Origin of the sequence: Pseudonocardia lutea, assembly GCF_042658055.1 — a bacterium.
In the GTDB taxonomy this organism is placed as follows: domain Bacteria; phylum Actinomycetota; class Actinomycetes; order Mycobacteriales; family Pseudonocardiaceae; genus Pseudonocardia; species Pseudonocardia lutea.
Genome location: NZ_JBHSQK010000007.1, coordinates 33,714 through 59,726 on the forward strand (window position 1 = coordinate 33,714; position 26,013 = coordinate 59,726).

A 26,013-nucleotide genomic window follows, 5' to 3' on the forward strand; every position below is an offset into this window, starting at 1 on the left:
TGTGCCTCGCTCCGCGCAGGTGTGCCGCGCCGAGCAGGTGTGCCGCGCCGAGCAGGTGTGCCGTGCCCCCCAGCGTGCAGGTCGCACCGGACGGGTTCCGGTTGGCGGGGAGTGCGGGACGCGCGCCCGCCCCTCCCGCTTGCTTTGCTTGCGTCAAGCAAACTACTGTGCCCGGTAACTCCCGGGAAGGCAGGTGGCGCCCTCGTGTCCGAAACCGTCCGCGGCAGGCCCCGACATCTCCCGGTCGCGGACGGGCCCGATCTCAGCCCGCTCCCCCGCCGTCGCGCGGTGTTCGCGGTGGTCGGGGTGGCCCTGCTGATGTTCTCGCTGGACCAGACGTCGGTCGCGACGGCGCTGACGACCCTCGAGCGCGACCTGGGCGCCAGCCTCGCGTGGACGAGCTGGACGGTCACGATCTACGCCGTCGGCCAGATCCTCGCCCTGCCACTGGGCGGGCGGCTCGGCGAGCAGTTCGGGCGGCGGCGGGTGTTCCTGTGGGCCGTCGCCACCTTCACGGCGGTGTCCTGCGCCTGCGCCGCGACCACCGACATCGGCCAGCTGATCACCTGCCGGTTCGTGCAGGGCCTGGCGGGCGGGCTGATGCTGCCCGCGGCCAACGGCATCGTCGCGCACGCGTTCGGCCGGGACCGCGATCGGGCGTTGGCCCTGTTCACCAGCGTGTTCCCGATCGGCGCGATCGTGGGCCCGCTCGTCGGCGGCCTGATCCTCACCGTCTGGTCCTGGCGCGGGATCTTCCTGGTCAACCTGCCGATCGGCACGGTGCTCGTGGTCGCCGGGGCGCTCCTGATCCAGGACCCGCCGCGGGCCCGGTCCGAGCGCGTCGACGTCGCCGGCATCGCGCTCCTGACCGTCGCGCTGCTGGCGGCGATGGTCGCGATCACCCGGGTCGGTTCGATCGGCGACGGCGTCGCGGGTCCCGTCGGCGTCACCGTGGCCGGGGCGCTGGCCCTCGTGGCGGGCTGGTTCTTCCTGCGGCACGCGCGCCGGCACGCCGACGCGGTCGTGCCGGCCCGGCTGCTCTGCGGCGCCGGCCTGGGGATCATGAACACGACCAACGTGCTGTTCGGCGCGGCGATCATCGGGTTCTCGGCGCTCCTGCCGCTGTACGCCCAGGTCCGCTACGCCCTCCTCCCGCTGGCCGCCGGCGTCCTGCTGACCGCCCGGGCGATCGGCACGATCGCCTCTTCGGGGGTGTCCGTGGCCCTGCTGCGCCGCGTGGGGCACCGGCCGCTGCTGCTGGTCGGACTGGGCGGGATCGTCGCCGGCCTGGTCCTGGGCGCCCTGCCGCCCGCCGGGGTCTCCCCGGCCGTGTGGCTGACCGCCGCCGCGGCCGTCACCGGGCTCGGGATGGGCCTCGCGGGCCCGGCGGCGAACAACGCCGGGATGCACCTGGTGCGCGACGACGTCACGGCCGTGTCGGGGCTGCGGATCATGTTCCGGCAGATCGGCGGGATCGCGGCGGTCTCGGTGACGACCGCGGCCGTCACCGCCTCCGACGACCCCGGTGCGGCGGCCGCGATCTGCTTCGTCGTGCTGGCGGGGCTGCTGACGGCGGCGGCGGTCGCCGCGGCCCGGCTGCCCAACCACCGCGGGCGCTGGTGAGGTCGGCGCCCGGTCGGGCGGTACCTAGGATCGTCGAGGTGGAGAGCTGGACGGCCGCGCAGTGCGCGGAGGCGTGGGGCGTGCGGCCCGGGACCTGGGCGAGCTACGTCTCCCGCGGCCAGGCGCCCGCCCCGCTGCCGGGCGAGGGCCCCCGCCGCTGGTCCGCCGACGAGGTCCGCGCCTTTCCCCGCCCCGGCGCCGGCCGCTCCCGTGCGGGTGCCGGCGACGAGGCCCGGGCGCTGCTGGCCGAGATGGAGGAGGTCGCGGCCCGCATGGAGGAGCTGCGCGCCGAGCAGCGCCGGCTGCTGGTCGCCGGCCGCGAGCGGGGCCTGGAGATCAGCCCCATGGCGAAGGCCCTCGGGATCTCGCGGCAAACCGCGTACTCGTGGCTGGCATGACGAGGAGCACGAGCGGGGGCGGGGCCCGGCGCGGCGCGGTGGACGTCGCGGCCGAGCCGCCGGGCGGCCGCGGCGCGCTGCGCCTGCTGCAGGCCGCGGTCGCCACCAGCAGCCTCGACCGGTTCGCCATCTCGCCGCTGCTGCTCGCGATCGGCGCGGAGCTGGGGGCGTCGCTGGCCCAGTCCGCGGCCGTCGCATCGGCCTACTTCCTCGCCTACGGCCTCCTGCAGCCGCTGTGGGGCATGCTCGGCGACCGGATCGGGCTCGTCCGCGTGATGCGGATCGCCCTCGTGATCGCCGGGATCGCGGGCGTCGCGTCGGCGTTCGCGCCGTCCGTGTTGGTCCTGGCCCTGCTGCGGACGGTCACCGGGGGCTGCTTCGGCGCGGTCAACCCGGCGGGCCTGGTCTACGTCGGCGACACCTGGCCGACCTCGGTCCGGCAGCGGGCGCTGGTGGACCTCGCCGCGGCGACGTCGTTCGGCGTGGCCGTCGCGACCGCGGGCGCGGGGGCGCTCGGGGACTGGGCGGGCTGGCGGGTCGTCCTCGCGGTCACCGCGGTCGTCGCGCTCGCGCTGGGTGTGGTGCTGCGGCGGCTGCCCGAACCGCCGCGCAAGGTCGCGTCCGGTCCGCTGCAGGCGCTGGGCACGGTGCTGCGCGAGCGGTGGGCGCTCGCCGTGCTGGTCCTGGTCTTCGCCGAGGGCGCCGTGGTGATCGGCATCCTGACCTACGTCGCGCCGGCCATCGAGTCCCTCGGCTTCAGCCCGACGGTCTCCGGCATCGCGGCGGCCGGCTACGGCGTGGGCGTCGTCCTCTTCTCGCGCTCGGTGCGCCCGCTCGTCGGCCGGCTCTCGACGACGACGCTCGCCACGGTCGGCGGCGTCCTGCTGGTCGCGGGCTGGGGGATCCCGGCGGCGGCCGTCACGCTGCCGACGACGGTGGTGGGCGGCCTGCTGCTCGGGGGCGCCTGGGCCTTCCTCCACTCGACGCTGCAGAACTGGGCGACCTCGGTGGTGCCGCAGGAGCGCGCGACGACGATCGCGCTGTTCGCCGCGACCCTGTTCCTCGGCAGCGCGGCCGGTACCGCCGTGGCCGGCCCGGCGGCCGACGCCGGCGCCTTCCCCGCGGTCTTCCGGGTCACGCTCGTCGCCGCCACGGTGCTGGCCGTGGCCGCCCCGCTGCTGATCGCCCGCTATGCCCGCCGCCCCGGAGCGGTCGGACACGGAGACGGACACGGAACAGACGGACACGGAACAGACGGACACGGAACAGACGGACACGGAGCGAACGGCACTCTCGCTCACGAGGCGTGAGCGGGAGTGCCGTTCGCCGGGGTCACCCCGTCGGCTGCGGCTCCTTCTCGATGGCGAGGTCGAGCTCGTCGTCCTTGACCCCCACGTGCACCCGGGCGCCCTCGTCGATCTCCGAGGCGAGGAGCAGCCCGGCGAGCCGGTTCTCCAGCTCGCGGCGGATGGTGCGGCGCAGCGGCCGCGCACCGAACTCCGGCTGGTAGCCGTGCTCGGAGAGCCAGCGCACGGCCTCGGCGTCGACGTCGAGGGCGATGTGCCGCTCGGACAGCCGTTCCTCCACCTCGTGCAGCAGGTGCCCGGTGATCTCCTCGAGCTGCGCGGGCTCGAGGCGGCGGAAGACGATGGTCTCGTCGATCCGGTTGAGGAACTCCGGCCGGAAGACCTCCCGCAGCCGCGGCATCAACCGTTCCCGCAGCACCGCGTCCTCCGGGTTGTCCGAGCTCCGCTCGGCGGTGGAGCCGAAGCCCAGGGTCGCGCCGCGGCTGGTGATCAGCTCCGACCCGACGTTCGAGGTCATGATGATCACGGTGTTGCGGAAGTCGACGGTGCGGCCCTGGCCGTCCGTGAGCCGGCCGTCGTCGAGGACCTGCAGCAGCGTGTTGAAGACGTCCGGGTGCGCCTTCTCCAGCTCGTCGAGCAGCAGCACCGAGTAGGGGCGGCGGCGGACGGCCTCGGTGAGCTCGCCCGACTCGCCGTAGCCGACGTAGCCGGGGGGCGCACCGACCATCCGGGCGACGGTGTGCCGCTCGCCGTACTCGCTCATGTCGAGCCGGATCATGCGGTCCTCCTCGCCGAACAGCGCCACCGCGAGCGCCTTGGCGAGCTCGGTCTTGCCGACGCCGGTCGGTCCGAGGAACAGGAAGCTGCCGACGGGCCGGTCGGGGTCGCCCAGCCCGGTGCGCGAGCGGCGGATCGCCTCGGCGACCGCGTGCACGGCCTCCTCCTGCCCGACGACGCGCTGGTGCAGCTCGTCCTCCAGGCGCAGCAGCCGCTCGCGCTCGGACTCGGTGAGCTGCGCGACCGGGATGCCCGTCGACCGGGAGATGACCTCGGCGATGTCCGCGATGCCGACCTCGGGCACGCCGCCCGGGCCGCTCCCCCGGCTGGCGGCGAGCTGGGTACGGAGCTCGGCGATCTCGTCGCGCAGCTCGACGGCCCGCTCGAACTGCTCGTCGGCGACGGCCTGGTCCTTGTCCCGGGTCAGCTGCTCGAGGCGCTGCTCCAGGTCCCGGCGGTCGACGCTCGGGGTGCGGGTGCGCAGCCGGACCCGGGCGCCGGCCTGGTCGACCAGGTCGATCGCCTTGTCCGGCAGGAACCGGTCCGTGATGTAGCGGTCGGAGAGCTCCGCGGCGCCCCGCAGCGCCTCCTCGGTGTAGCGGACCTGGTGGTGTGCCTCGTACCGGTCGCGCAGCCCGCAGAGGATGCCGTAGGTGTCCTCGACCGAGGGCTCCGGCACGTACACGGCCTGGAACCGGCGGGCCAGCGCGGCGTCGGACTCGATGTGACGGCGGTACTCGTCCAGCGTGGTGGCGCCGATGACGTGCAGCTCGCCGCGGGCCAGCGCCGGCTTGAGGAGGTTGCCGGCGTCCATCGAGCCGCCGCCCTCGCCCCCGCCGCCGGACCCGGCGCCGACCATCGTGTGGAGCTCGTCGATGAAGACGATCAGCTCCTTGGAGTTCGCCCGGATCTCCTCGATGACCGAGCGCATCCGCTCCTCGAAGTCGCCGCGGTAGCGGGTGCCGGCGACGATCCCGGCCAGCTCGAGCTGGACGACGCGGCGCCCCTGCAGCGTGTCGGGGACCTCGCCGTCGGCGATCCGCTGGGCGATGCCCTCGACGACCGCGGTCTTGCCGACGCCGGCCTCGCCGATCAGCACGGGGTTGTTCTTGGTCCGCCGCGAGAGGACCTCGATGGTCTGCTCGATCTCGTCGGCCCGGCCGATCACCGGGTCGAGCCGGCCGCTGCGGGCGGCCTCGGTGAGGTCCTGGCCGTACTGGTCGAGCGTCGGCGTCGCCGAGCTGGTGGGCGCCTCCGGGGCGGGCGTGCCCGGGCGCGCCTGCCCCGGGGCGTTCGGCGCGAACCGGGCCTCGGCGAGCAGCCGCCCGGCCGCGGACTCCTCGTTCGCGGCGAGCGCAAGCAGCAGGTGCTCGGGCCCGATGTAGGTGGACCCGAGGGACCGCGAGATCTGGTGGCCGTCGAGCAGCGCGCGCTTCGCGGCGGGGGTGAGCGCGGGTGGCCGGCCGGTCTCCTCGCCGCGCGGCAGCCCCTCCTCCAGCGCCCGGGCGACGGTGTCGGGGTCCGCCCCGGCCCGCGCGAGCCACTTGCGGGTGGGCTCGAACCGGGTGCTGGCCAGCAGCATGTGCGTGGCGTCGAGATCGGGGTCGCCGCGGTCCATCGCCTCCTGCGCCGCAGCGGCCATGATCTCCTTCGCGCCCTGGCTCATGAGGCGGGTCAGGTCGATCCGGTGCACGGGGCCGCGCGGATCGCCGGGGCCCATGCCCGGGAAGCCTGATCCGGGCCCGAAGAAGCCGGTCACGGGGAGTCTCCTCTCGACGGGTGTCCGACGGGTGGGTGTTCCCGTCGGGCCTCCCGCGAAACCGACCCCGTGGCCCCGCCACCCCCGGCCGGCGGCACGGACGGCGCCCCCGCCCACGAGGAGCGAGCGGGGGCGCGGTCGGTCAGGTCCCTGGTCAGGGCTTGATCAGCGGCCCTTCCACACCGGCGCGCGCTTCTCGGCGAAGGCCGTGGCGCCCTCCTTGGCGTCCTCCGAGGAGAACACCGGGCGGATGATCGGCTCCTGCTTCGCCCACATGTCCGCGAGCGTCCAGTCGACGGTCTGCCGGGCGACCTCCTTGGTGGCGGCCACGGCCAGCGGGCCGTTCGCGGCGATCGTCTCGCCCAGCGCGACCGCCCCGTCGAGGGCCCCGCCCTCCTCCGTCACCCGGTTCACCAGGCCCACCTCGGCGGCCCGCTCGGCGGAGATCGGGTCGCCGGTGAGCAGCAGCTCCAGCGCGATCGCCGGCGGCAGCCGCCGCGGCAGGTGCAGCGCCGCGCCGCCCGCGGCGACCAGCGAGCGCTTCACCTCGGGCACCCCGAACCGCGCGGTCCGCGCGGCGACGACCAGGTCGCAGGCCAGCAGCAGCTCGAAGCCACCGGCCAGCGCCCACCCCTCCACGGCACCGATCAGCGGCTTGCGCGGCGGGGCCTGGGTGATCCCGCACAGCCCCCGGCCCTCGATCGACGGGCTCTCCCCGCGCAGGAACGCCTTCAGGTCCATGCCCGCGGAGAACACGCCGCCGGCACCGGTGAGCACGCCGACCCGCAGCTCGTCCGACGCGTCGAGCTCGTCGACGGCCGCCGCGATCCCCTGCGCCACGCCGAGGTTCAGCGCGTTCTTCGCCTCCGGCCGGTTGATCGTGATGACCTGCACCGCACCGCGGCGCTCGACGAGGACCTCGTCCGACACGTTTCCTCCCACTGCGCTCTCGCCCTGCGTCGCCCGAACTGAACGAACGCTCTACAAGAACACCCTAGTTGGCGCCGGGGGCCCCGGACACCCCGTGGGCGGGCCCGTCGACCCGCGGACCTCGAGGGTCGGCGCGACGAGCCGGACGTCCCGGGCCCGCGCGGGCTCGGTCATCCGCGTCAGCAGCATCCGCGCGGCCTGCGCGCCGATCCGCTCGCCCGCGCCGTCGACGCTGGTGAGCCACACCGCGCGGAGCCGGGCCAGGCCGGAGTTGTCGAACCCGACGAGCGAGAGGTCGGCGGGGACGCGCAGCCCCAGCTCGACGGCCGCCGAGGAGACGCCCATCGCGACCATGTCGTTGTAGGCGAACACGGCGGTGGGCCGCTCCGGGCCCCGCAGCAGCTCCAGCGCGGCGTGCCGGGCGCTCTCCTCGCTCACGTCGCCGGCGGCGATCCGGATCTCGGCGCCCAGCCCCACGGCCCGCATCGCCTCCTCGTACCCCTGCGTCCGGTCGCGTCCCGCGCTGCCGGGGGGACCGGCGAGGTGTGCGATGCGGCGGTGCCCGAGGTCGGCGAGGTGCCCGACGGCGAGGGCCGCGCCGGCGCGGTCGTCGTACGCCACGACGTCGACGGTCGGCAGGTCCGCGTCCCGCTCCAGGTCCCGCCCGCCCACGGCGACGGTCGGGATCCGGCGGGCCACGTCGACCAGCGCGGCCGACGGCGGCCCGGACCCGGCGACGATCAGCCCGTCCACCCCGAGCTCGAGGAACGACCAGGTCAGCGTGTCGTCCATCATCCGGTCGAGCCGGCCGTCGCCGAGCAACATGTGCTTGCCCTCGGCGTGCAGCACCGGCCCGACACCGTCGAGCACGTCGGCGAACCACGGCTGGTGCAGGTCGTTGAGCAGCACGCCGACGCTGTGCGAGCGGCGCTCGGCCAGCCGCCGGGCCGCGGCGTTGGGCCGGTAGCCCAGCTCGGCGATCGCGGCGAGCACCGCCTCCCGCCGGGCCGGGCTGACCTTCGGGGAGTCCCGCAGCACGAGCGAGACCAGCGACTTCGACACGCCGGCCCGCGCGGCGACCGTCTCGAGGGTCGGCCGGCCGGTCTCGCGGGTCCCCACACGCCCCTCCCGGGATGGCAGCGCCGTCACGCTACCGCGGGTGATCTCACCCGACGGGCGAGGGCGCGCGCAGCAGCGGCTTGAGCGCGGCCGCCGGGTCGGTCAGGGCCGCCGGGTCCGGCGTGGCCCGGCGCGCGATCAGCATCTCGCCGATCCGGACGTCCCTGGCGACGGCGGTGCCCGCCCCGATCCCGGCGACGGCCACCAGGCGGCCGGCGTCGAGGCCGAACCACAGCTCGGCGCCGTCCGGGCGGAGCCGCACGACCTCCTCGGTCGCGGCCCCGGACAGCCCCGCGACCTGCAGGGATAGGTCGTGCTGGTCGCTCCAGAACCACGGCACCGCCGCGTACGGCCCGGGCGTGCCGAGCATCGCCCGCGCGGCATGGACGCCCTGCTCCTGCGCGGCCCGCCAGGACTCCAGCCGGAGCCGGCGGTCGCCGTAGAGCGGGTGCGGGAAGGAGCAGCAGTCCCCCGCCGCGAACACGTCCGGCGCCGAGGTGGCCATCGCCCCGTCGACCAGGATCCCGTTCCCGACCGCGATCCCCGCCGCCTCGGCGAGGGCGGTCTCCGGCGCGGACCCGATCCCGGCCACCACGACGTCGACCTCGACGACCCGTCCGTCGGTGAGCACGATCCGACCCGGCTCCAGGCGCGCCACCGCCGTGCCGCACCGCACGTCGATCCCGGCCTCGACGTGCCGGGCGGCCGCGCGGGCCGCGAGGCGCTCGGGCACCGCCCGCGCCATCAGCCGTGGCGCGGCCTCGACGACCGTGACCGCGCACCCGAGCCCGGCCGCCGTCGCCGCCACCTCGAGCCCGATGAACCCGCCGCCGACGACGCCGACCCGCGCGCCGGGCACCAGCCGTTCCCGCAGCGCGACGGCGTCGGCGTGGTTGCGCAGCACCAGCGCGCCGGGCAACGGGCGCGCGCGGGCCCCGGTCGCGAGGAGCAGCCGGTCGTAGCCGAGCACCCGGCCGTCGGCGAGGGCGAGCGTGTGCGCGGTGACGTCGAGCGCGGTGGCCGCGACCCCGGCGAGGTGGGTGACCCCCGCCTCGGCCAGCCGCTCCGCGGGGCAGAGCGGGGTGAGGTCCGCGGCCCCGGAGAGCACCGCCTTCGACAGCGGCGGGCGCTCGTAGGGCGTGCCCGGCTCGCCGCCGACCAGCGTGACCGGCCCTGCGTACCCCTCCTCGCGCAGGGCCAGCGCCGCGCGGGTGCCGCACTCGCCGGCCCCGACGACGAGCATCCCGCTCACGGGACCTCGATGTAGACGGTGCCGTCCTCGACCTTGGTCGGGTAGGTGCGCACGTCGACCAGCACGGGCGCGCCCAGCGCCTTGCCGCTGGTGTAGTCGAAGCGGCCGTTGTGCTTGGGGCACTCGATGGTGCCGCCCATGACCAGCCCGTCGCACAGCAGCTCCCGCTCGTGGGTGCAGTAGCCGTCCGTGGCGAAGAAGGCGTCGTCGGGCGAGCGGTAGACGGCGTAGGCGTTGCCGGCGTGCTCGAAGGGGACGACGTCCTCGGGGTCGACGTCGTCGGTCTCGCAGGCGGCGATCCACTGGGGCATTACGGGTTCTCCTGGGGTGGGTCGGGCGGGGTCGTCAGGCTGCGGTCGGGTCGGAGCTCGAGGTGGCCGCGGCCGCGGTCGCGAGCGGGCGCGCCCGGCCGTCGGTCAGCTCGTTCGGGATGTGGAAGGGCGTGGCGCCGGGCAGCAGCTCGCGCTCGACGTGGTGGTCCTGGTCCTTCATCTGCCGCAGGACCGCGGGGACGATCTCCTTGTACGCGGCCCACAACGACGGGTACACGGGCGCGCAGTCGTGCTTGATCTCCTCGTGCAGCTCCGGCAGCCGGTGGTACGGGACCATCGGGAACATGTGGTGCTCGACGTGGAAGTTCATGTTCCAGTAGAGGAACCGGTTGACCCGGCACATCCGCACGGTGCGGGTGTTGAGCCGGTGGTCCAGCACGTTCTCGCCCATCCCGGCGTGCTGGGTGAGTCCGTAGACGACGTGCATGAAGGTGCCGTAGACCCGCGGGCCGCCGATCAGCACCACGGGCAGCCAGGTGCCGAAGCCGATCGCGGTCGCGATCGCCACGGCGTAGACCGCCAGCGAGATCCGCGCGGTGCGGTAGACCTTGGGCCGCTCGGACTCGGGGACGTAGTCGGCCTCCTCGGCCGTGAGCCGTCCGGCGGCGTGGATCGCCATGGTGCGGAAGGCCAGCGGGACGTCGACGAGGCCGACGAAGTTGGCCAGCAGCTTCGCCAGCCGCGCCGGGCGCATCGCCTGGATCTCCGGGTCGCGGCCCACGATCAGCGTGTCCGTGTGGTGGCGGGTGTGGCTCCACCGCCAGGTCGTCGCGTCGCGCATCATCATGAACGACGCGACCTGGTAGACCGCCTCGTCGAGCCACCGGGTCCTGAACGCGGTCCCGTGTCCCGCCTCGTGCCAGCGCGAGTCCGACGCCGAGCCGTAGAGCACGCCGTAGACCAGGAAGAACGGCACCGCCCACCAGGTGCCCCACAGCGCGGTCCCGGCCCCGGCGCACACGAGCATCAGCCCGATCCAGAGCGCGGTGTCGCGGATCGCCGGGCCGTCCGTGCGGCGCATCAGCTCCTTCATCCGCTTGCGCGGGACGTCGCTGCGGAACCAGGTCGCCCCGGCGAGCCCCGCCTCCACCGCGGCCCGGTTCTCCGGGCCGGCCAGGTCGTAGCGCTCGAGCCGCTCCCTGCCCATTCGTCGACCACCTCGTCGTCAGCCGGCGGAGCGCAGGAATTGGAGCGCTCCAACTGCGGTCAATGGTCGGGACCGTGCGCCCGGCTGTCAAGGGTTTGTCCTCACAAAGCAGCTGATCCCGGACACGCCGCCGCCCGTCCCCCGACAGTGGAGAGTCGACTCCGGTCGGTGGACTTTCCTTGCCGCGCGTTGACCGACCGGGCGATGATTCTCGTGCACCCAACGGGCACGCCCCGTGACGGAGCGTCAGCACGATCCCGGCGGCAGCAAGGAGACGACGATGTCGGGCGATCAGGATCCGCACAGCGACTACGGCTACGACCTCGCGCACGAACTCACGATCGCCCTGCGCACGCCGATGCGGCGCCCGCGCACCAGTGTCTCCGTCCCCGCGCAGATCCTGCGCCGGGAGCTCGACCTGGACGCCGACGCCGCCCTCGACGCCGCACCGGAGGTCTGACCCGACCAGGTGATCACGAGGGGTGACCGCGCGGGACCGTCGCGCGGTCATCCTCCTCCGCCGGTCCGCTCGGGCCGGCGGGAGGCGGCGAGCCGGACCGCGGCGCCCGCCCGGTCACCCAGCGTCGGCAGGCGGCCGCACCGGACGCGACGCCTCGCGCCTCGATCCGCGCTTCGCACCCACCGATGCGCCCCACACCCGCCCCCTCGCGCAACGATCGGCGCTCCGCACCGCCGACGCACCACCCACCCGCTCGATGCCGTTCGAGCCGCACACCTGCCGAAGCGCTCCACACGCCGTCGACGGCGTAGGTGGCGGGCTGCGCGGGTGTGAGGGGTACGGGAGCGGGTCTGCGGCGCCCGGCCGGCCGGGGGAATGTCCGGACCGCCGGGGTGCCGTCCCAGCAGGCAGAACGCCCCCTGTGACCGGTTTCGCAATCCCAACGCCCGCCGTTGGGATTGCGCCCCGACCGGGTTACCGTCGCCCCATGACCGGCTCGACGCTCCTCACCACGCGGGGTCACATCGACCTCCAGCGGGTGGCGTCCGCCCTCTGTCCGCGCTGACGCCCTCGTCGGACCGCGCCGCCCCACCGACCCCGCCGGGCGGCGATCCATCCAGGGCGCCCGGCGTGTTCTGGCTCCCGGGTGCCCGCTCGCCCCCTAGGGACACCCATGACCACGACCCCGGAACGGACGCGCGTGCAACCGCCCCCGTCCACCGAGCGGAGCCCGGTGGACACCGTCACCCTCGTCTCCGAGGCCGACCGCAGGCCCGGCCGCGTCCCGCGCTGGGTCCTCAAGACCGTCTCGCCGATCGTCCTCGTGGCGCTCTGGCAGGTGCTGTCGAGCGTCGGGATCCTCGAGGACGACACGCTCGCCTCGCCGCTGACCGTGGTGCAGACCGCCGCGGGCATGTGGGAGGACGGCTCCCTGCAGAGTGCCGTGACCACCTCGGTGGTCCGGGTGCTCGCCGGCCTCGGGGTCGGACTGGTCGCCGCGGTCGTGCTGGCCACGCTCGCGGGGCTCTTCCGCCGCGGCGAGGACGTCATCGACGCGCCGATGCAGATGCTCCGCACGGTGCCCGTCATCGGCCTGATCCCGCTGCTGATCATCTGGTTCGGGATCGACGAGGAGCCCAAGATCATCCTGGTCGGGCTCGCCGTGACCTTCCCGCTGTACATGAACCTCTACGGCGGCATCCGCAACGTCGACTCCTCGCTCGTCGAGGCCGCGCGGACGCTCGGGCTCGGCTGGTTCGGCCAGGTCCGGCACGTGATCCTGCCCTCGGCGATGCCGCAGTTCCTGATCGGTCTGCGCTACGCGCTGGGCACCGCTTGGCTGGCCCTGGTCTTCGGCGAGACGATCAACGCGACCTCCGGCATCGGCTACGAGATGAACAAGGCCCGCGAGTTCTTCGCGACGGACGTCATCGTCGTCTGCCTCGCGCTCTACGCGATCCTCGGCCTGGTCGCGGACATGATCGTGCGGGGTCTCGAGAGGGGGCTGCTGTCGTGGCGACCGGCGTTCAGCGGGAGGTGAAGGCGGTCGAGGTCCGCGGCCTCACCCGGAGGTTCGGCGTCGGTGCCGATTCCAGGGCGGTGATCGAGGACCTGGACCTCGACATCGCGCCCGGCCAATTCGTCGCGCTGCTCGGCGCGTCGGGCTGCGGCAAGTCCACCCTGCTGCGGATCCTCGCGGACCTGGACCGCGACGTCTCCGGGGAGGTCACCGTGCCCCGCAAGCGGGCCGTCGGCTTCCAGGCCCCTCGGCTGATGCCGTGGAAGAAGGTGTGGCGCAACGTCGTCCTCGGCCTACCCGGCAAGCCCGACAAGGAGCGCGCCGTCGCCGCGCTGACCGAGGTGGGCCTGGCCCATCGGGTCGACGTGTGGCCGAAGGTCCTCTCCGGCGGCGAGGCGCAGCGCGCCGCGCTCGCCCGCGCCCTGGTCCGCGAGCCGGACCTGCTGCTGCTCGACGAGCCGTTCTCCGCGCTCGACGCGCTGACCCGCATCACCGCCCGTGGGCTGGTGGACGAGGTGTGGCAGCGGCACGGCTGCGCGGTCCTGCTCGTCACGCACGACGTCGAGGAGGCCCTCGCGCTGGCCGACCGCGTGCTGGTCATGCAGGACGGGAAGATCGGCTACGACGCCCCCGTCGAGCTCGACCGGCCCCGTGACGTCACCGATCCCGAGTTCCAGCGCCTGCGCGGCGAGCTGCTCGCGCGCCTCGGCGTGCACTGACTCGATCCGCACCTGGAGGAGGACGACCATGACGGTCGAGTTCGTCGGCATGATCGGGACCCAGGAGGTCTCCGAGATCCACCCCGCCGCGGGGCCGGTCGTGGACCGGGACACGGTGCGCCGCTTCGTGTCCGCCCACGAGGAGGGCGGCTTCGACAAGGTGCTGGTCGGCCACTCGTCGTCCACGCCGGACGGGCTGCAGGTCGCCGCGTACGGCGCCGCGCACTCCGAGCGGCTGGGCTTCCTGGTCGCGCACCGCCCGGGCTTCACCGCCCCCACCCTCGCCGCGCGGCAGTACGCCACGCTGGACCACTTCTCCGGCGGCGGCCGGGTCGCGATGCACGTCATCTCCGGCGGCAGCGACGTCGACCAGCGCCGCGACGGCGACTGGCTCGACAAGGAGCAGCGCTACGCCCGCACGGACGAGTACCTCGACGTGGTCCGCCGCGCCTGGTACGAGCCCGAGGCGTTCGACCACACCGGCGAGCACTACCGGGTGGCCGGCGTGCGGCAGGAGATCCGCCCGCTGAGCAGCCGGATCCCGATCTTCTTCGGCGGCTCCTCGGAGGCGGCGTACCGGGTCGGCGGCAAGCACGCGGACGTCTTCGCGCTCTGGGGCGAGCCCCTCGCCGAGACCGCCGAGCAGATCGAGAAGGTCCACGCCGCGGCCCGTGCGGCGGGCCGCACCGAGCTCCCCCGGATCAGCGTGTCCTTCCGGCCGATCCTCGGCGCCACCGAGGAGCAGGCCTGGGAGCGCGCGCACGCGATCCGCGACCGGATCGTGGCCGCGAAGGGCGGCCACGGCTCGTTCACCGGGACTCGCATGCGGGAGAGCTGGGGGACGGCAGCCGGCGGTGCCGGCGGGGTGGATGAGCACCGCGGGCCGTCGAACGTCGGCTCGCCGCGCCTGCTCGCCGCCGCCGAGAAGGGCGAGCTCCACGACCGGTGCCTCTGGACCGCCACCGCGGTGGCGTCCGGCGCGGCGGGCAACTCCACCGCGCTCGTCGGCACCCCGGAGACGGTGGCCCGGGCGCTGCTGGACTACGTCGACATCGGCGTGACCACCCTGCTGATCCGCGGCTACGACCCCGTCGCCGACGCGACCGCCTACGGCCGCGACCTGCTCCCCCTCGTCCGGACCGAGGTGGCCCGGCGTTCGCAGAAGGTGCCCGCGTGACGACCCTGCCGACCGACGACACAGCCCCCGCCCCCACCGTCTTCACCCCGGCCGCCGCGGTCCGTGGGACCGTCGTGGTCCTCGTCGGCCGCGGCGAGAACCCGGGCGTCTACACGCGTCTCGGGAGGCGCCTGGCCTTCGACGGGTACGCCGTCGTCGTCCCGCACGCGGACGCGACGGACCCCGAGGTCACCGCCGCCCTCGCGGAGGGTGCGGGTGCCCGGGTCCTGCTCGGCTCCGACGCCGGTGCCCTGCGCGCCTGGGCGATCGCGAGCACGACCCCGCCGGACGCCCTGGTGCTGGCCGCCCTCCCGCTGGGGACCGGCGACACACCGGCCGACCACGACGCCGAGATCGCCGCCCGGACCGCCTGCCCGATCCACCGGCAGGTCCTCGACACCGACCCGGACTTCCGGTGGGGCGAGCTCAGCGGCGACCTCCCCGAGCACCCCGAGGCGCTGCCGGACGTGCCGACGCTGGTGCTGCACGGCGAGGCCGACCCGATCGCCCCCGTCGAGGCCGTCCGCGCCCTGGCCGGCCGCGGCGAAGCCGAGCATCGGCCCAGTGTCGCGGTCGTGCGGGACGGGGTGCACGACGTGCTCAACGACCAGTTCCACCGGATCGTCGCCGCCCGGATCGTGACCTTCCTCGAGGGTGTCGCGAAGGGTGCCGGGTTCGTCGAGGCCGGCCCGCGCGAGGCGGTCAGGTCCCGTAAGGCCGCGCCGCTGCACGTCTCGGCCCGCCTGGACTACGCCCTGCGCGCGATCGCCGAGCTGATCGTGGACGAGGCCGGCCCGGTCCGCTGCGAGCAGATCGCCCGCACCCGCGACATCCCGCTGAACTCGCTGGTCAACATCATGATCCAGCTCCGGAAGGCGGGCCTGGTGAGCAGCCGCCGCGGCTGCGAGGGTGGCTACACGCTCGCCCGGGACGCCGCGGGGATCACCCTGGCGGACGTCGTCCGGGCCACCGAGGGCGCCGTCGCGACCGTCCCGGCCGGCGCACCGTGGGGCGATCTGGAGCGCACCGTCCGCGAGTATCTCGAGGAGCGTTCCGTCCTCGAACTGACCACCGGGAGCAACCATGGCTGACGTCGACAACACCGCGTTCCACCCCGACCTCACCGCCGCGCAGGCCCAGCTGCCGGACCGGGCCCGGGTGCACCTGATCAAGAACGCCGACCTGACCGGCGACACCCGGCAGACCACCGGCATGACCCGCCGGGAGGCGGTCAGCGGCAAGACCGTCGGTTCGGAGAAGCTGTGGACCGGCGAGACACACGTCGCGCCGGCCACCAACTCCGGCGACCACCACCACGGCGAGGCCGAGACCTCGATCTACATCGTCAGCGGGCACCCGCGGTTCGTCTTCCACGACGGCACCGGCGAGGTCGCGCTGCAGACCGAGCCCGGCGACTACGTCTTCGTGCCGCCGTTCGTCCCCCACCGCGAGGAGAACCCGGACCCGGAGAACCCGGCCGTGGTCGTCATCTCCCGCAGCACCCAGGAGGGGATCGTCGTGAACCTCCCCGCCCTCTACCCGCTGAAGGAGAAGCCTTCGTGAAGCGTCTGCTCACCGCCGTCCTCGCCACCGCCGCCCTGGCACTGGCCGGGTGCTCCTCGAGCGCCTCGGAGTCCGACGGCCCGGTGGACCTGTCCACCGTCACGATCAAGGTCGGTGACCAGGCCGGCATCCAGCAGGCGCTCCTCGAGGCCTCGGGGGTGCTGCAGGACGCGCCGTACAAGGTCGAGTGGGCCCAGTTCCCCGCGGCCGCGCCGGTGCTGGAGGCCCTGCGCGGCAGGGCCGTCGACATCGGCGTGGCCGGCGACGCGCCGACCCTGACCGCGCTGTCCTCCACGGACGACATCAAGATCGTGGCGGCGACCAGGGTCCCGCAGCAGTACGGCCTGTCGATCGTCGTGCCGAAGGACTCCCCGATCCGGTCGGTGGCGGACCTCAAGGGCAAGACCGTCTCCCCGACCACGCAGGGCTCGGTCGGCCACTACCTGCTGCTGCAGGCCCTCAAGGAGGCCGGGCTCACCGACAAGGACGTCACGGTGTCCTTCCTGCAACCGGTCGACGCCGCCGCGGCGATGTCGTCGGGCGCGATCGACGCCTGGTCCACCTGGGACCCGTACACCGCGGTCGCCGAGCAGGAGCAGGGCGCGCGCGTGCTGCGCGGACCGGAGGGGCTCGCCCCCGGCCTGACCTTCCTCGACGCCAACGCCGACGCGCTCTCCGACGCCGGCAGGAAGCAGGCCCTGCAGGACTTCGTCGCCCGCTACGGTCAGGCCGTGCAGTGGGCCGCCGACCACCCGGCCGAGAACGCCGCGATCTACACGAAGCTGACCCAGCGGCCCGCCGCGGTCGCGGACCTGATGTCGCAGCGCGCGAACCGCTCCCTGGTCCCGCTCGACCGGGCGCTGGTCGGCGAGATCCAGACGGTCGCGGACAACTACGAGGCCTACGGCGTGCTGCGCAAGAAGGTCGAGGTGTCCGAGGCGGTCCAGGACCTGTCGCCCGCCACCGCGCAGTGAGTCCGGCGCGGTGAGGCACCTGGCCCTCTACCTCACGGGGTCGGGGGTGCACGCCGGCGGCCGGCGGCACCCCCGCTCGGGGATGGACACCGCCGCCGACGTCGAGCTGTTCCGGCGGCTGGCGCGGACCGAGGCTCAGTCCGGGAGCGAGTCCACCGCCCACTGCCGCAGCAGGGCGCGGAGGGCGGTGACCAGTACCAGCGGCTGGTCGAGCATCGGGTGGTGGCCCGTGGCGGGGAGGTCGACGATCGGGACGCGGTGGCCGAGCAGGGCGTCGATCTGGGCGGCCATCGTGTCCGGGACCAGCCCGAACTCCGAGCGCAGGAAGCCGGCACGGCACTTCAGCTCCGGCAGCAGGTCGCGCAGCAGCACGCGCTCGGCGAACAGGCTCGGGTCGAACTTCCAGCTCCAGCCGCCCTCGACCGCCTTCACCGACTCCTCGGCGATGTGCCGGCGCACGTACGGCAGCAGGACCTCCTGCGCCGGCATCGTGGTGAAGCGGCCGAGGATCGTCCCGCGGTCGTCGTAGACCTTCGCCGTCCGGGTCTTGCGCCGCAGCCGCTCCTCCTCGGGGGGCTGCTCGTTGAGCGGCGAGTCGATGATCACGATGCCGTCGACCTCGGCACCGAACCGCGCCCCGACGGTCGCGGTCACCCAGCCGCCCATGCTGTGCCCGATCACCGTCGGCGGCCCGGCGACGCCGCCGGCGTGAGCCACCGCCATCACCTCGCGGGCCCACAGGTCCAGGTCGTAGGCGCGGCGGTGCTCGCTGTCGCCGTGCCCGGTCAGGTCGAGCGCGACGACCCGGTGCCCGGCGGAGAAGAACGGCGCGATGTGGTCCCACCAGCCGGAGTGCGCCGCGCCGCCGTGCACGAGAACCAGCCCGGGCCGGCCCTCCTCCCCCCAGGCGCGGTAGTGCACGCGCGCGCCCTCCACCTCGGCGTCGCCGTGCACCGGCGGCTCGGCCAGCGCGGTGCGGAACCAGCGGGGGGCGTCGTCGGTCGCGGTCGGGTCCACGGGTCGGATCGTCGCACGGGACGCCGCTCCGGGCCGGTCCCCCGGGGGGTGACGACCGTCGTCACTCCCCGGCGGTCCCTACGGCGCGTCGTGGAAGATGATCCCCAGCACGAACCGCTCCCCCGTGTGCACCGGCGAGACCCCGTGCCGCAGCTGCCGGCGGTGGTCGCCACGGGTGCCGCGGACGGGCCGGTGGTGCACCGGGAACACCACGGCGTCGCCCTGCCCCGGCCGCACGACGACCGCCCGCGACTGCTGCCGCGGCACCTGCTCCACGAACACGCTCTCCCCGCCCGTGAAGTCGACGTCCGGCCGGCTGAGCATCACCAGCAGCTGCAGCGGGAAGGTCAGGTCGCCGTAGACGTCCTGGTGCAGCCGGTTGTGCCCGCCCGGCCCGTAGCGCAGCAGCAGCGGGGTGGGACGGCGCTGGCCGCGCTCCGCGCACTCGGCCCGCAGCTCTGCGAGCGTGCCCGGGAAGGTGCGCTCGCCGAGCCGCTCCGCCCACCGGTTCGCGATCGTCGCCAGGGGCGGGTACCACTCCTCGCGCAGCCGCTGCACCACCTCCGGCAGTGGGTCGGCGAAGTAGCGATAGGTCCCCTCGCCGAACGCGTGCCGGGCCATGACGACGGTGCTGCGGAAGCGCGCGTCCTCGTCGAACAGGCCCGCCACCTCGGCACACTCCTCGGGGGACAGCACGCCCGGGACGTGCGCGACCCCGGTGCCGTCGAGCTCCTCCGCGAGATCCATGCGTCCACCCCACCAGCGGCGCCCGCGCGGTTCCGGCGGGAATCAGACGTCGAGCCGGTAGCCCATTCCCGCCTCGGTGATCAGGTACCGCGGGTGCGCGGGATCGGGCTCGAGCTTGCGCCGCAGCTGTGCCAGGTACACCCGCAGGTAGTTGGTGCGTTCCTCGTACTGCGGCCCCCACACCTGCCGCAGCAGCTCCCGCTGGCCGACGAGCGTGCCGCGGTGCCCGGCGAGCATCTCGAGGATGCCCCACTCGGTCGGGGTCAGGTGCACCTCGGCCCCGCCCCGGTGGACGCGCTTGGCCTGCAGGTCCACGGTCATCTCGCCCAGCTGCAGCACCGGCTCGCCAATCGGCGCCGCCGCCCCCGCCCGCCGGACCGCCGCGCGCAGCCGGGCCAGCAGCTCGTCCATCCCGAAGGGCTTGGTGACGTAGTCGTCCGCGCCGGCGTCGAGCGCGGCCACCTTCTCCCCGGAGTCGGTCCGCGCGGAGAGCACGATGATCGGCACCGGGCTCCAGCCGCGGATGCCGGCGATGACCTCGGCGCCGTCGAGGTCGGGCAGGCCCAGGTCGAGCACGACGACGTCCGGGTGCCGGTCCGCGGCCGCCCGCAGCGCCGACCTGCCGTCCCCGGCCAGCGTGACGTGGTAGCCCTGCGCGGTCAGGTTGATCCGCAGGGCGCGGGCGATGGCGGGGTCGTCGTCGACGACGAGGACCCGGGTCTGCACGCCCTCATTCACTCACAGCCGGGTACGCACGTGCTCCCGGGCCAGCCTGCGCCGCCGGTGCGCGGCCATCCGGACGGGGGCGTCGGTCCAGCCGTAGCCGTCGTGGTCGCCGATGCGCTGGACGAGCGCGAGGAACACCCGTCCGCCGAGCACTTCGGTGCAGACCTGCAGGTAGGCGCCCTCGGGCGTCTCCTCGTGCAGGACGCCGAGGTCACGGTAGGCGGCCAGCCGCTCCGGCGAGAGGGCGAGGCGGGCGTCGAGGTCGGCGTAGTAGTTGTCCGGGATCGCCAGCAGCGGGGCCCCGGCCGCGCGGGCGGCGCGGGCGGCGGCCAGGACGTCGTCGACGGCCAGGGCGACGTACTGCGGCTCGGACACCCCGGGCGCCCACTCGCCGCGACGCAGCAGCGACACGGTCAGCGCGAGCCGCACCCGCCGCAGCGGGTCGGCGACGGCACGGCTGCGGACCAGACCGAACGGGGCGGCGAACTCCCCGGTCGCGGCCGGTTCCAGGCCCAGCACCGTGCGGTAGAACAGCGCGGCCTCGTCGAAGTGGTCGAAGGGCTGGGCCAGGCCGACGTGGTCGATCCCGGTCACCCCGACCCCGGCCCCGTCCCTGCCCGCGGTCTCGCCGGTGGGCACGAAGTCGCCGGTCCAGTCCGTGCCCTCGACGGCGCGGGCGCCGGTGCGGCAGAAGAACAGTGCGGTCCCGTCCGGCGCGGTGACCGCCGCCAGATCCGCCTCGGCGGGGCCGCGCTCCCGGGGCAGCCGGGGCGCGCTCAGCCGCATCGCCCGCCGGGCCGCCGCGGGCGGGTCGGCCGACTCCACGGCCAGCGCGGCGACCGCGACCGGTCCGCCGGAGCGGTTGACCAGGATCCGGGCCTGGCCCTGTTCCCAGCGCTCGACGGGCTTGGTGCGGTGCAGCCCTGTGCGGGTGAAGCCGAGCGCGCCCAGCACCGGGGCCAGCGACTCGTCCGCCGAGAGCTCGACGAAGGCGTGTCCGCGCAGCTCGGGCGCGGGCTCGGCGACCGGATCGGTGACCAGGCCGCTGCCCTGGTCGCTGCCCTGGCCGCTGCCCTCGCCGCGCGCCGCGGTGGCCTCGGCCAGCGCGAGCAGGGAGCGGTGGGCGTCGACGGCCGCGCGGGCGGGGTCGGCCTGGCGGAACACGTCGTTGAACACCTCCAGCGACCACGGCCCGGTGTAGCCCGCGCGCAGCACGGGTTCCAGGAAGGCGGGCAGGTCGAAGGCGCCCTGGCCGGGGAACAGCCGATGGTGGCGGCTCCACTGCAGCACGTCCATCGCCAGGTGCGGGGCGTCGGCGAGTTGCAGGAAGAACAGCTTCTCGCCCGGGATCTCGGCGATCGGGGCCGGGTCCGAGCCGCGGGAGAGGATGTGGAAGCTGTCCAGGCACAGCCCCAGCGCCGGGTGGTCGGCCCGGCGCACGGCCTCCCAGGAGCGGTCGTAGGTGTTCACCTGCCGGCCCCAGGCCAGCGCCTCGTAGGCGATCCGCAGCCCGCGCGCGGCGGCCCGCTCGGCCAGCGCGTGCAGCTGCTCGGCGAGCAGGTCGATCTCGGCGACGGCGTCGGGTGCGACCGAGGAGCAGACCAGCACGGTGTCGGTGCCGAGCGCCTCCATCACCCCGAACTTGTGCTCGGCGCGGCGCAGGTTGGCCGCGAACCGCTGCGGATCGGTCGAGTCCAGGTCGCGGAAGGGCTGGTAGAGGTCGATCGCCAGGCCCAGGTCGGCGCAGCGCAGCCGCACCTCCCCGGGCGGCATGGGCGAGGCGACCAGATCCGGCTCGAAGATCTCCACGCCGTCGAACCCGGCCGCCGCCGCGGCCGGCAGCTTGTCCTCCAGCGCGCCGGACAGGCACACCGTCGCGATCGCGGTGCGGGGCTCACGCGACACGGCCGGCACCCCCGTCCGCTCCCGAGGTCTCCGCGCCGACCAGCTCCGCGAGATGACGCAGCATCCGCGCCGGATCCGGCTCGAGGCCGCTGAACAGCCGCAACGCCTCCGCGGCCTGGTGCACGGCCATGCGCCCGCCGTCGAGCGCGCGGCAGCCGCGGGCCCGCGCCGCGCGCAGCAGCGGCGTCTCCAGCGGCCGGTAGACGATCTCGGCGACCCAGAGCTCCGGGCGCAGCATCGCGGCCGGCAGCGGGAGGCCGGGGTGCTCGGCCATCCCGACGGGCGTCGCGTGCACCAGCCCGTCGGCCGCGGCCGACCGACGCCCCAGGTCGGCGACGGCGCCGCCCCGGGCGCGGCCGGAGCCGAACCGCGCAGCGAGGGCGTCGGCGAGGCGGGTCGCGCGGGCGGCGTCGACGTCGAGCACGGACAGCGTCCCGACGCCGAGGCTCAGCAGGGCGTGCGCCGCGGCCGCTCCGGCCCCGCCCGCGCCCAGCAGCACGACCTCGTCGAGCCGAACGCCGGGCAGGCCGGCGACGAAGCCGTCGCGGAAGCCGGACCAGTCGGTGTTGTGCCCGACGGCCCGCTCCCCGTCGAGGACGACGGTGTTGACCGCTCCGATCGCGGCCGCGTCGGGCGAGAGCTCGTCGAGGTGCGGGATCACCAGCTGTTTGCAGGGGTGCGTGACGTTCACGCCCGCCCGGCCCTCGGCCCGCGCCCGGGCGAGCAGGTCGCCGACGGCCTCCGCCGGCAGGTCCAGCTCGTCGAGGTCGAAGCGGGTGTAGGTGCAGTCCAGGCCGAGCTCGCGGGCCTCGCGCTCGTGCAGCGCGGGCGAGAGCGACGGGCCGATCCCCGCCCCGATCAGGCCGGTGAGCAGCCGGCGGGACGTCGGGCCGTCGGGGGCGGTGCGGTCCTGGGACATGCTCACGGGCTCCCTCGCCGTCGATGAATGTACCGGTTAGTTACTTGTACCCGGTCGAGCGCCGGAAGGGAAGCGGGAGCCGGATATCGTCGCCCCTGTGAGCCGACCCGTGAGCCGACCCGTGAGCCGACTGGTGAGCCGCCGCGTGAGCCGCCGCGTGAGCCGCCGCGTGAGCCGTCGGGTGAGCCGAGCGGCCGGATCGACCTCGTGAGCGCGCAGCCGAGCGGCCCGGTCGGCACGCCCGAGCGCCAGCGGGACGCCGAGCGCACCCGCGCCGAGATCCTCGACGTCGCCACCGCCGAGTTCGCCGACCGCGGCTACGCGGGCGCACGGGTCGACGAGATCGCCGCCCGCACCCGCACGACCAAGCGGATGCTCTACTACTACTTCGGCAGCAAGGAAGGCCTCTACGTGGCCGTCCTGGAGCGCGCCTACCAGGGCATCCGCGCCCTGGAGCAGCAGCTCGACGTCGACCACCTCGACCCCGCCCGGGCGATGCGCGCGCTCGCCGAGCTGACCTTCGACCACCACGAGTCGCACCCCGCCTTCATCCGGCTGGTCAGCATCGAGAACATCCACCACGCCGAACACCTGCGGACCTCGCCGATCCTGCCCGGGCTGGCCGCACCCGCGGTCGACGTGCTCGGCGGGATCCTCGCGCGCGGACGCCGGGCCGGCCTGTTCCGCGAGGACGTCGACGCGCTCGACGTGCACATGGTGATCAGCGCGTTCTGCGTCTTCCGCACCGCGAACCGGCACACCTTCCAGGCCATCTTCGACCGCGACCTCCTGGATCCCGACCGGCGCGACCACTACCGGCGCATGCTCGGCGACCTCGTCCTGGAGTACCTCACCGCGCACGTCGGCAGGGCCTGACACGGGCTCGGCGCCGGCCCGGGAGACGCCCGCGCGACCGCCGGATGGGCCGTCAGGGGTTGACACCGCCGTGGAGCTAACTCACTATCCGGTACGTAACCAGGCGGTACATAAGCCGTCGCGACCGGTCCCGCTGTGTCGTGCATCGGAGCAACACTCCAGGGAGCCCCACGTGTCCTCACCGACCCTCGCCGCCCCGGCGGCCCAGCCGCGCAAGGCGGCGCTCGCCGCCTGGATCGGCAGCGCGCTCGAGTACTACGACTTCTTCATCTACGGCACCGCCGCGGCGCTCGTGTTCAACAAGGTGTTCTTCCCGGCCGAGAACCCGGCGACGGGCACCCTCCTGGCGCTGGCGACGTTCGGCGTCGGCTACGTGGCCCGCCCGGTCGGCGCGGTCATCCTCGGCCACATCGGGGACCGCTTCGGGCGCAAGCGCGTGCTGATCTGGACGCTGCTGCTCATGGGGCTGTCCACGATGGCGATTGGCTGCCTCCCGTCCTACGCCCAGGCCGGCACCGTCGCGCCCGTCCTGCTCGTGGCCTGCCGGCTGCTCCAGGGCCTCTCCGCCGCGGGTGAGCAGGCCGGCGCCAACTCGATGAGCCTCGAGCACGCCCCGGAGGGCCGGCGCGCCTTCTTCACCAGCTTCACCCTCGGCGGCACCCAGGCCGGGTTCATCATCGCCACGGCCGTGTTCCTGCCGATCGCGGCGCTGCCCGAGCCGGCCCTGCTGAGCTGGGGCTGGCGGGTGCCGTTCCTCGCGAGCGTGGTGGTCGTGGCGTTCGGCCTGGTCATCCGGCGTTCGCTGCACGAGACCCCGGTCTTCGAGACCGAGGTCGCGGACGGCGCGAGCGCCGCGAAGCCCGATGTGCCGCTCGTCGTCCTCTTCCGCGACCACTGGCGCGGCGTGGTGCGCGTCGTGTTCGCCTCCACGGTCGCCTCGGTGAGCACGCTGTTCAGCGTCTGGGCGCTGTCCTTCGCGGTGAACACCGTGGAGCTGCCGCGCACGGCCATGCTGTGGGTCGGCGTGCTGGCCAACGTCGTCGCCCTCGCGGCCATCCCGCTGCTGGCCGCCCTGGCCGACCGCGTCGGGCGCAAGCCGGTCTTCATCGCCGGCGCCCTCGGCAGCGGCCTGCTGCTCGCCGGGTACCTGTGGGCGATCTCGACCGGCTCGCTGGTCGCCGTGTTCGTGACGGGCATCGCGCTCTCCGGGGTCGTCTACAGCGCCGCCAACGGGGTGTGGCCCTCCTTCTACGCCGAGATGTTCCCGACGCGGGTGCGGCTGTCCGGCATGGCGATCGGCACCCAGATCGGCTTCGCGATCGGGGGCTTCTCCCCCACCATCGCCGCCGCGGTGGCGGGTCCGGGCGTGTCCGGGTGGGTCCCGGTCGCCGTCCTGGGCGGGGGGCTGTGCGTCGTCTCGGCCCTCGCCGCGGCGACCGCGCGGGAGACCTTCCGGGTCCCGACCCGCGAGCTCGGGCGCACGTCCCGCACCACCGGCGCCGGCGCCGCACGGGCCGCCACGGTCTGACCGCCCCCGCGTCGACGGGCCCGGATGCACCCGCGTCCGGGCCCGTTCCCCTGTGGTGCCCCTCGCAGTCGGGATCACGGCCACCGTCCCGGGGGTTGTGCGGCAGTGGCGGCCGCACCGGCCGTCGTCACCCCGCTCCCCCGGAGGTTCCTCGTGCCGTCCCTGTTCGACCCGATCACGCTGCGCGGGGTCACCGCGCCCAACCGCATCTGGCTGGCGCCCATGTGTCAGTACTCGATCGAGGCGCGCGACGGCATCCCCACCGACTGGCACCTCGTCCACCTGGGCGCCCGGGCCACCGGCGGCTTCGGGCTGGTGCTCACCGAGGCCTCCGCCGTCACCCCGGAGGGCCGGATCAGCCCGCAGGACGCCGGCATCTGGAACGACGACCAGGCCGCGGCCTGGGAGCGCATCACCGGCTTCCTGCACGCGCAGGGTGCCGCGACGGGCGTCCAGCTCGCGCACTCCGGCCGCAAGGGCTCGACCTCCGCGCCGTGGCGGGGTGAGGGGCCGATCGGCCCCGAGGACGGCGGCTGGACCGCGGTGGCGCCGTCGGCCGTCGCCTACCAGGGCTACGCCACCCCGCGCGCCCTGACCACGGACGAGATCGCCGAGACCGTGCAGGCCTTCGCCGCGGCCGCCCGCCGCGCCGACGCCGCCGGCTTCGACGTCGTCGAGGTCCACGCCGCCCACGGCTACCTGCTGCACCAGTTCCTTTCCCCGCTCGCCAACCTGCGCACGGACGCCTACGGCGGCTCCTTCGAGAACCGCATCCGGCTCGTCCTCGAGGTGGTCGACGCCGTCCGCGCCGCGCTGCCGGAGCGGAAGGCGTTGCTCGTGCGGCTCTCCGCGACCGACTGGGTCGACGGCGGCTGGACGGCCGAGGAGACCGTCGAGCTCTCCGCGCGTCTGGCCGCGCACGGCGTGGACCTCGTCGACGTCAGCTCCGGCGGCCTCGACGCCCGCCAGGACATCCCGGTCGGACCCGGCTACCAGGTCCCCTTCGCCCGCGACGTCCGCACGAAGGCCGGGATCGCCACCGGCGCCGTCGGCCTGATCACCGACCCCGGGGCCGCGCAGGCCGTGCTCGACGAGGAGGCGGCCGACGTCGTCCTGCTCGCCCGCGCCGCCCTGCGCGAGCCCGCCTGGCCGCTGCGCGCCGCCCACGAGCTCGGCCTCCCGGCCGCCGACGCGCCGTACCCGGCGCAGTACGCCCGGGGCGCCTGGCGGGCCTGATCC

At 74.7% G+C, this 26,013-nt stretch carries 25 protein-coding genes; 14 read left to right on the forward strand and 11 right to left on the reverse strand.

Going from position 1 to position 26,013, the window contains the following annotated elements:
* Nucleotides 1-204: 204 nt before the first annotated feature.
* The 3 genes from ACFQH9_RS03130 to ACFQH9_RS03140 are packed head-to-tail and all read left to right on the forward strand — an operon-like array spanning nt 205 to nt 3,331.
* Nucleotides 205-1,623 carry an MFS transporter gene (locus tag ACFQH9_RS03130; RefSeq protein WP_379563965.1) on the forward strand — a complete coding sequence of 473 codons (1,419 nt, stop codon included), beginning with the start codon at nt 205-207 and terminating at the stop codon, nt 1,621-1,623.
* A 38-nt stretch (nt 1,624-1,661) separates the two neighbouring features.
* Nucleotides 1,662-2,021 (forward strand): hypothetical protein, encoded by a 360-nt coding sequence (locus ACFQH9_RS03135; RefSeq protein ID WP_379563967.1) that lies wholly within the window; start codon nt 1,662-1,664, stop codon nt 2,019-2,021.
* Nucleotides 2,018-3,331 carry an MFS transporter gene (locus ACFQH9_RS03140; protein ID WP_379563969.1) on the forward strand — a complete coding sequence of 438 codons (1,314 nt, stop codon included), beginning with the start codon at nt 2,018-2,020 and terminating at the stop codon, nt 3,329-3,331. The genes ACFQH9_RS03135 and ACFQH9_RS03140 overlap by 4 nt, the downstream gene beginning before the upstream one ends.
* A 22-nt stretch (nt 3,332-3,353) precedes the next feature.
* Here the strand turns inward: ACFQH9_RS03140 and ACFQH9_RS03145 are convergent, their stop codons facing one another.
* The 6 genes from ACFQH9_RS03145 to ACFQH9_RS03170 form a co-directional block, all read right to left on the reverse strand.
* Complete coding sequence (locus tag ACFQH9_RS03145; protein WP_379563971.1) at nt 3,354-5,864, reverse strand: ATP-dependent Clp protease ATP-binding subunit; 2,511 nt, start codon at nt 5,862-5,864, stop codon at nt 3,354-3,356.
* 165 nt (nt 5,865-6,029) lie between these two features.
* A complete protein-coding gene (locus ACFQH9_RS03150; RefSeq protein ID WP_379563973.1) occupies nt 6,030-6,794 on the reverse strand; it encodes a crotonase/enoyl-CoA hydratase family protein in 765 nt (254 codons plus the stop codon).
* Nucleotides 6,795-6,845: 51 nt separating this feature from the next.
* Nucleotides 6,846-7,913 carry a LacI family DNA-binding transcriptional regulator gene (locus ACFQH9_RS03155; RefSeq protein ID WP_379563975.1) on the reverse strand — a complete coding sequence of 356 codons (1,068 nt, stop codon included), beginning with the start codon at nt 7,911-7,913 and terminating at the stop codon, nt 6,846-6,848.
* Nucleotides 7,914-7,959: 46 nt separating this feature from the next.
* A complete protein-coding gene (locus tag ACFQH9_RS03160) occupies nt 7,960-9,156 on the reverse strand; it encodes an NAD(P)/FAD-dependent oxidoreductase (RefSeq protein ID WP_379564538.1) in 1,197 nt (398 codons plus the stop codon).
* A 5-nt stretch (nt 9,157-9,161) separates the two neighbouring features.
* Complete coding sequence (locus tag ACFQH9_RS03165) at nt 9,162-9,476, reverse strand: MocE family 2Fe-2S type ferredoxin (RefSeq protein ID WP_379563977.1); 315 nt, start codon at nt 9,474-9,476, stop codon at nt 9,162-9,164.
* Nucleotides 9,477-9,510: 34 nt separating this feature from the next.
* Nucleotides 9,511-10,644, reverse strand: a complete 1,134-nt coding sequence (locus ACFQH9_RS03170; RefSeq protein ID WP_379563979.1) for a fatty acid desaturase family protein — start codon at nt 10,642-10,644, stop codon at nt 9,511-9,513.
* 280 nt (nt 10,645-10,924) lie between these two features.
* On the opposite strand from ACFQH9_RS03170, the gene ACFQH9_RS03175 reads away from it, so the two are divergent.
* The 8 genes from ACFQH9_RS03175 (at nt 10,925) to ACFQH9_RS03210 (ending at nt 17,056) form a co-directional block, all read left to right on the forward strand.
* The gene (locus ACFQH9_RS03175) at nt 10,925-11,104 is read left to right on the forward strand and encodes a hypothetical protein (RefSeq protein WP_379563981.1); all 180 of its coding nucleotides are present in this window, start codon (nt 10,925-10,927) and stop codon (nt 11,102-11,104) included.
* Nucleotides 11,105-11,591: 487 nt separating this feature from the next.
* A complete protein-coding gene (locus ACFQH9_RS03180) occupies nt 11,592-11,669 on the forward strand; it encodes a putative leader peptide (RefSeq protein WP_372476589.1) in 78 nt (25 codons plus the stop codon).
* Between the two features lie 168 nt (nt 11,670-11,837).
* Entirely contained in the window at nt 11,838-12,644 is an 807-nt protein-coding gene (locus tag ACFQH9_RS03185; RefSeq protein ID WP_379563983.1) for an ABC transporter permease, read from the forward strand.
* On the forward strand, nt 12,617-13,342 hold the full coding sequence (locus ACFQH9_RS03190; protein ID WP_379563985.1) for an ABC transporter ATP-binding protein: 726 nt from the start codon (nt 12,617-12,619) through the stop codon (nt 13,340-13,342). The genes ACFQH9_RS03185 and ACFQH9_RS03190 overlap by 28 nt, the downstream gene beginning before the upstream one ends.
* A gap of 28 nt (nt 13,343-13,370) precedes the next feature.
* On the forward strand, nt 13,371-14,519 hold the full coding sequence (locus tag ACFQH9_RS03195) for an LLM class flavin-dependent oxidoreductase (protein WP_379563987.1): 1,149 nt from the start codon (nt 13,371-13,373) through the stop codon (nt 14,517-14,519).
* Complete coding sequence (locus tag ACFQH9_RS03200) at nt 14,516-15,610, forward strand: Rrf2 family transcriptional regulator (protein WP_379563989.1); 1,095 nt, start codon at nt 14,516-14,518, stop codon at nt 15,608-15,610. Before ACFQH9_RS03195 ends, ACFQH9_RS03200 begins: the two co-directional genes overlap by 4 nt.
* Complete coding sequence (locus ACFQH9_RS03205; RefSeq protein ID WP_379563990.1) at nt 15,603-16,082, forward strand: cupin domain-containing protein; 480 nt, start codon at nt 15,603-15,605, stop codon at nt 16,080-16,082. Before ACFQH9_RS03200 ends, ACFQH9_RS03205 begins: the two co-directional genes overlap by 8 nt.
* Nucleotides 16,079-17,056: an ABC transporter substrate-binding protein gene (locus ACFQH9_RS03210; protein ID WP_379563992.1), complete on the forward strand. Its 978-nt coding sequence runs from the start codon at nt 16,079-16,081 to the stop codon at nt 17,054-17,056. The genes ACFQH9_RS03205 and ACFQH9_RS03210 overlap by 4 nt, the downstream gene beginning before the upstream one ends.
* Before the next feature lie 135 nt (nt 17,057-17,191).
* Here the strand turns inward: ACFQH9_RS03210 and ACFQH9_RS03215 are convergent, their stop codons facing one another.
* The 5 genes from ACFQH9_RS03215 to ACFQH9_RS03235 all read right to left on the reverse strand — a co-directional run bounded on the left by ACFQH9_RS03215 (nt 17,192) and on the right by ACFQH9_RS03235 (nt 22,370).
* Nucleotides 17,192-18,073, reverse strand: a complete 882-nt coding sequence (locus ACFQH9_RS03215; RefSeq protein ID WP_379563994.1) for an alpha/beta fold hydrolase — start codon at nt 18,071-18,073, stop codon at nt 17,192-17,194.
* Between the two features lie 78 nt (nt 18,074-18,151).
* A complete protein-coding gene (locus ACFQH9_RS03220) occupies nt 18,152-18,820 on the reverse strand; it encodes a 2OG-Fe(II) oxygenase (RefSeq protein WP_379563996.1) in 669 nt (222 codons plus the stop codon).
* 42 nt (nt 18,821-18,862) lie between these two features.
* A complete protein-coding gene (locus ACFQH9_RS03225) occupies nt 18,863-19,558 on the reverse strand; it encodes a response regulator (RefSeq protein ID WP_379563998.1) in 696 nt (231 codons plus the stop codon).
* Nucleotides 19,559-21,451: a sugar phosphate isomerase/epimerase and 4-hydroxyphenylpyruvate domain-containing protein gene (locus tag ACFQH9_RS03230; protein ID WP_379564000.1), complete on the reverse strand. Its 1,893-nt coding sequence runs from the start codon at nt 21,449-21,451 to the stop codon at nt 19,559-19,561.
* Nucleotides 21,441-22,370 carry a shikimate dehydrogenase gene (locus tag ACFQH9_RS03235; RefSeq protein WP_379564540.1) on the reverse strand — a complete coding sequence of 310 codons (930 nt, stop codon included), beginning with the start codon at nt 22,368-22,370 and terminating at the stop codon, nt 21,441-21,443. Before ACFQH9_RS03235 ends, ACFQH9_RS03230 begins: the two co-directional genes overlap by 11 nt.
* A gap of 207 nt (nt 22,371-22,577) precedes the next feature.
* Between ACFQH9_RS03235 and ACFQH9_RS03240 the strand changes: the two genes are divergently transcribed.
* From ACFQH9_RS03240 to ACFQH9_RS03250, 3 genes are all read left to right on the forward strand, one after another.
* Nucleotides 22,578-23,246 carry a TetR/AcrR family transcriptional regulator gene (locus tag ACFQH9_RS03240; RefSeq protein ID WP_379564002.1) on the forward strand — a complete coding sequence of 223 codons (669 nt, stop codon included), beginning with the start codon at nt 22,578-22,580 and terminating at the stop codon, nt 23,244-23,246.
* Nucleotides 23,247-23,418: 172 nt separating this feature from the next.
* Complete coding sequence (locus tag ACFQH9_RS03245) at nt 23,419-24,774, forward strand: MFS transporter (protein ID WP_379564004.1); 1,356 nt, start codon at nt 23,419-23,421, stop codon at nt 24,772-24,774.
* 153 nt (nt 24,775-24,927) lie between these two features.
* A complete protein-coding gene (locus ACFQH9_RS03250; RefSeq protein ID WP_379564006.1) occupies nt 24,928-26,010 on the forward strand; it encodes an NADH:flavin oxidoreductase/NADH oxidase in 1,083 nt (360 codons plus the stop codon).
* Nucleotides 26,011-26,013: the final 3 nt, after the last annotated feature.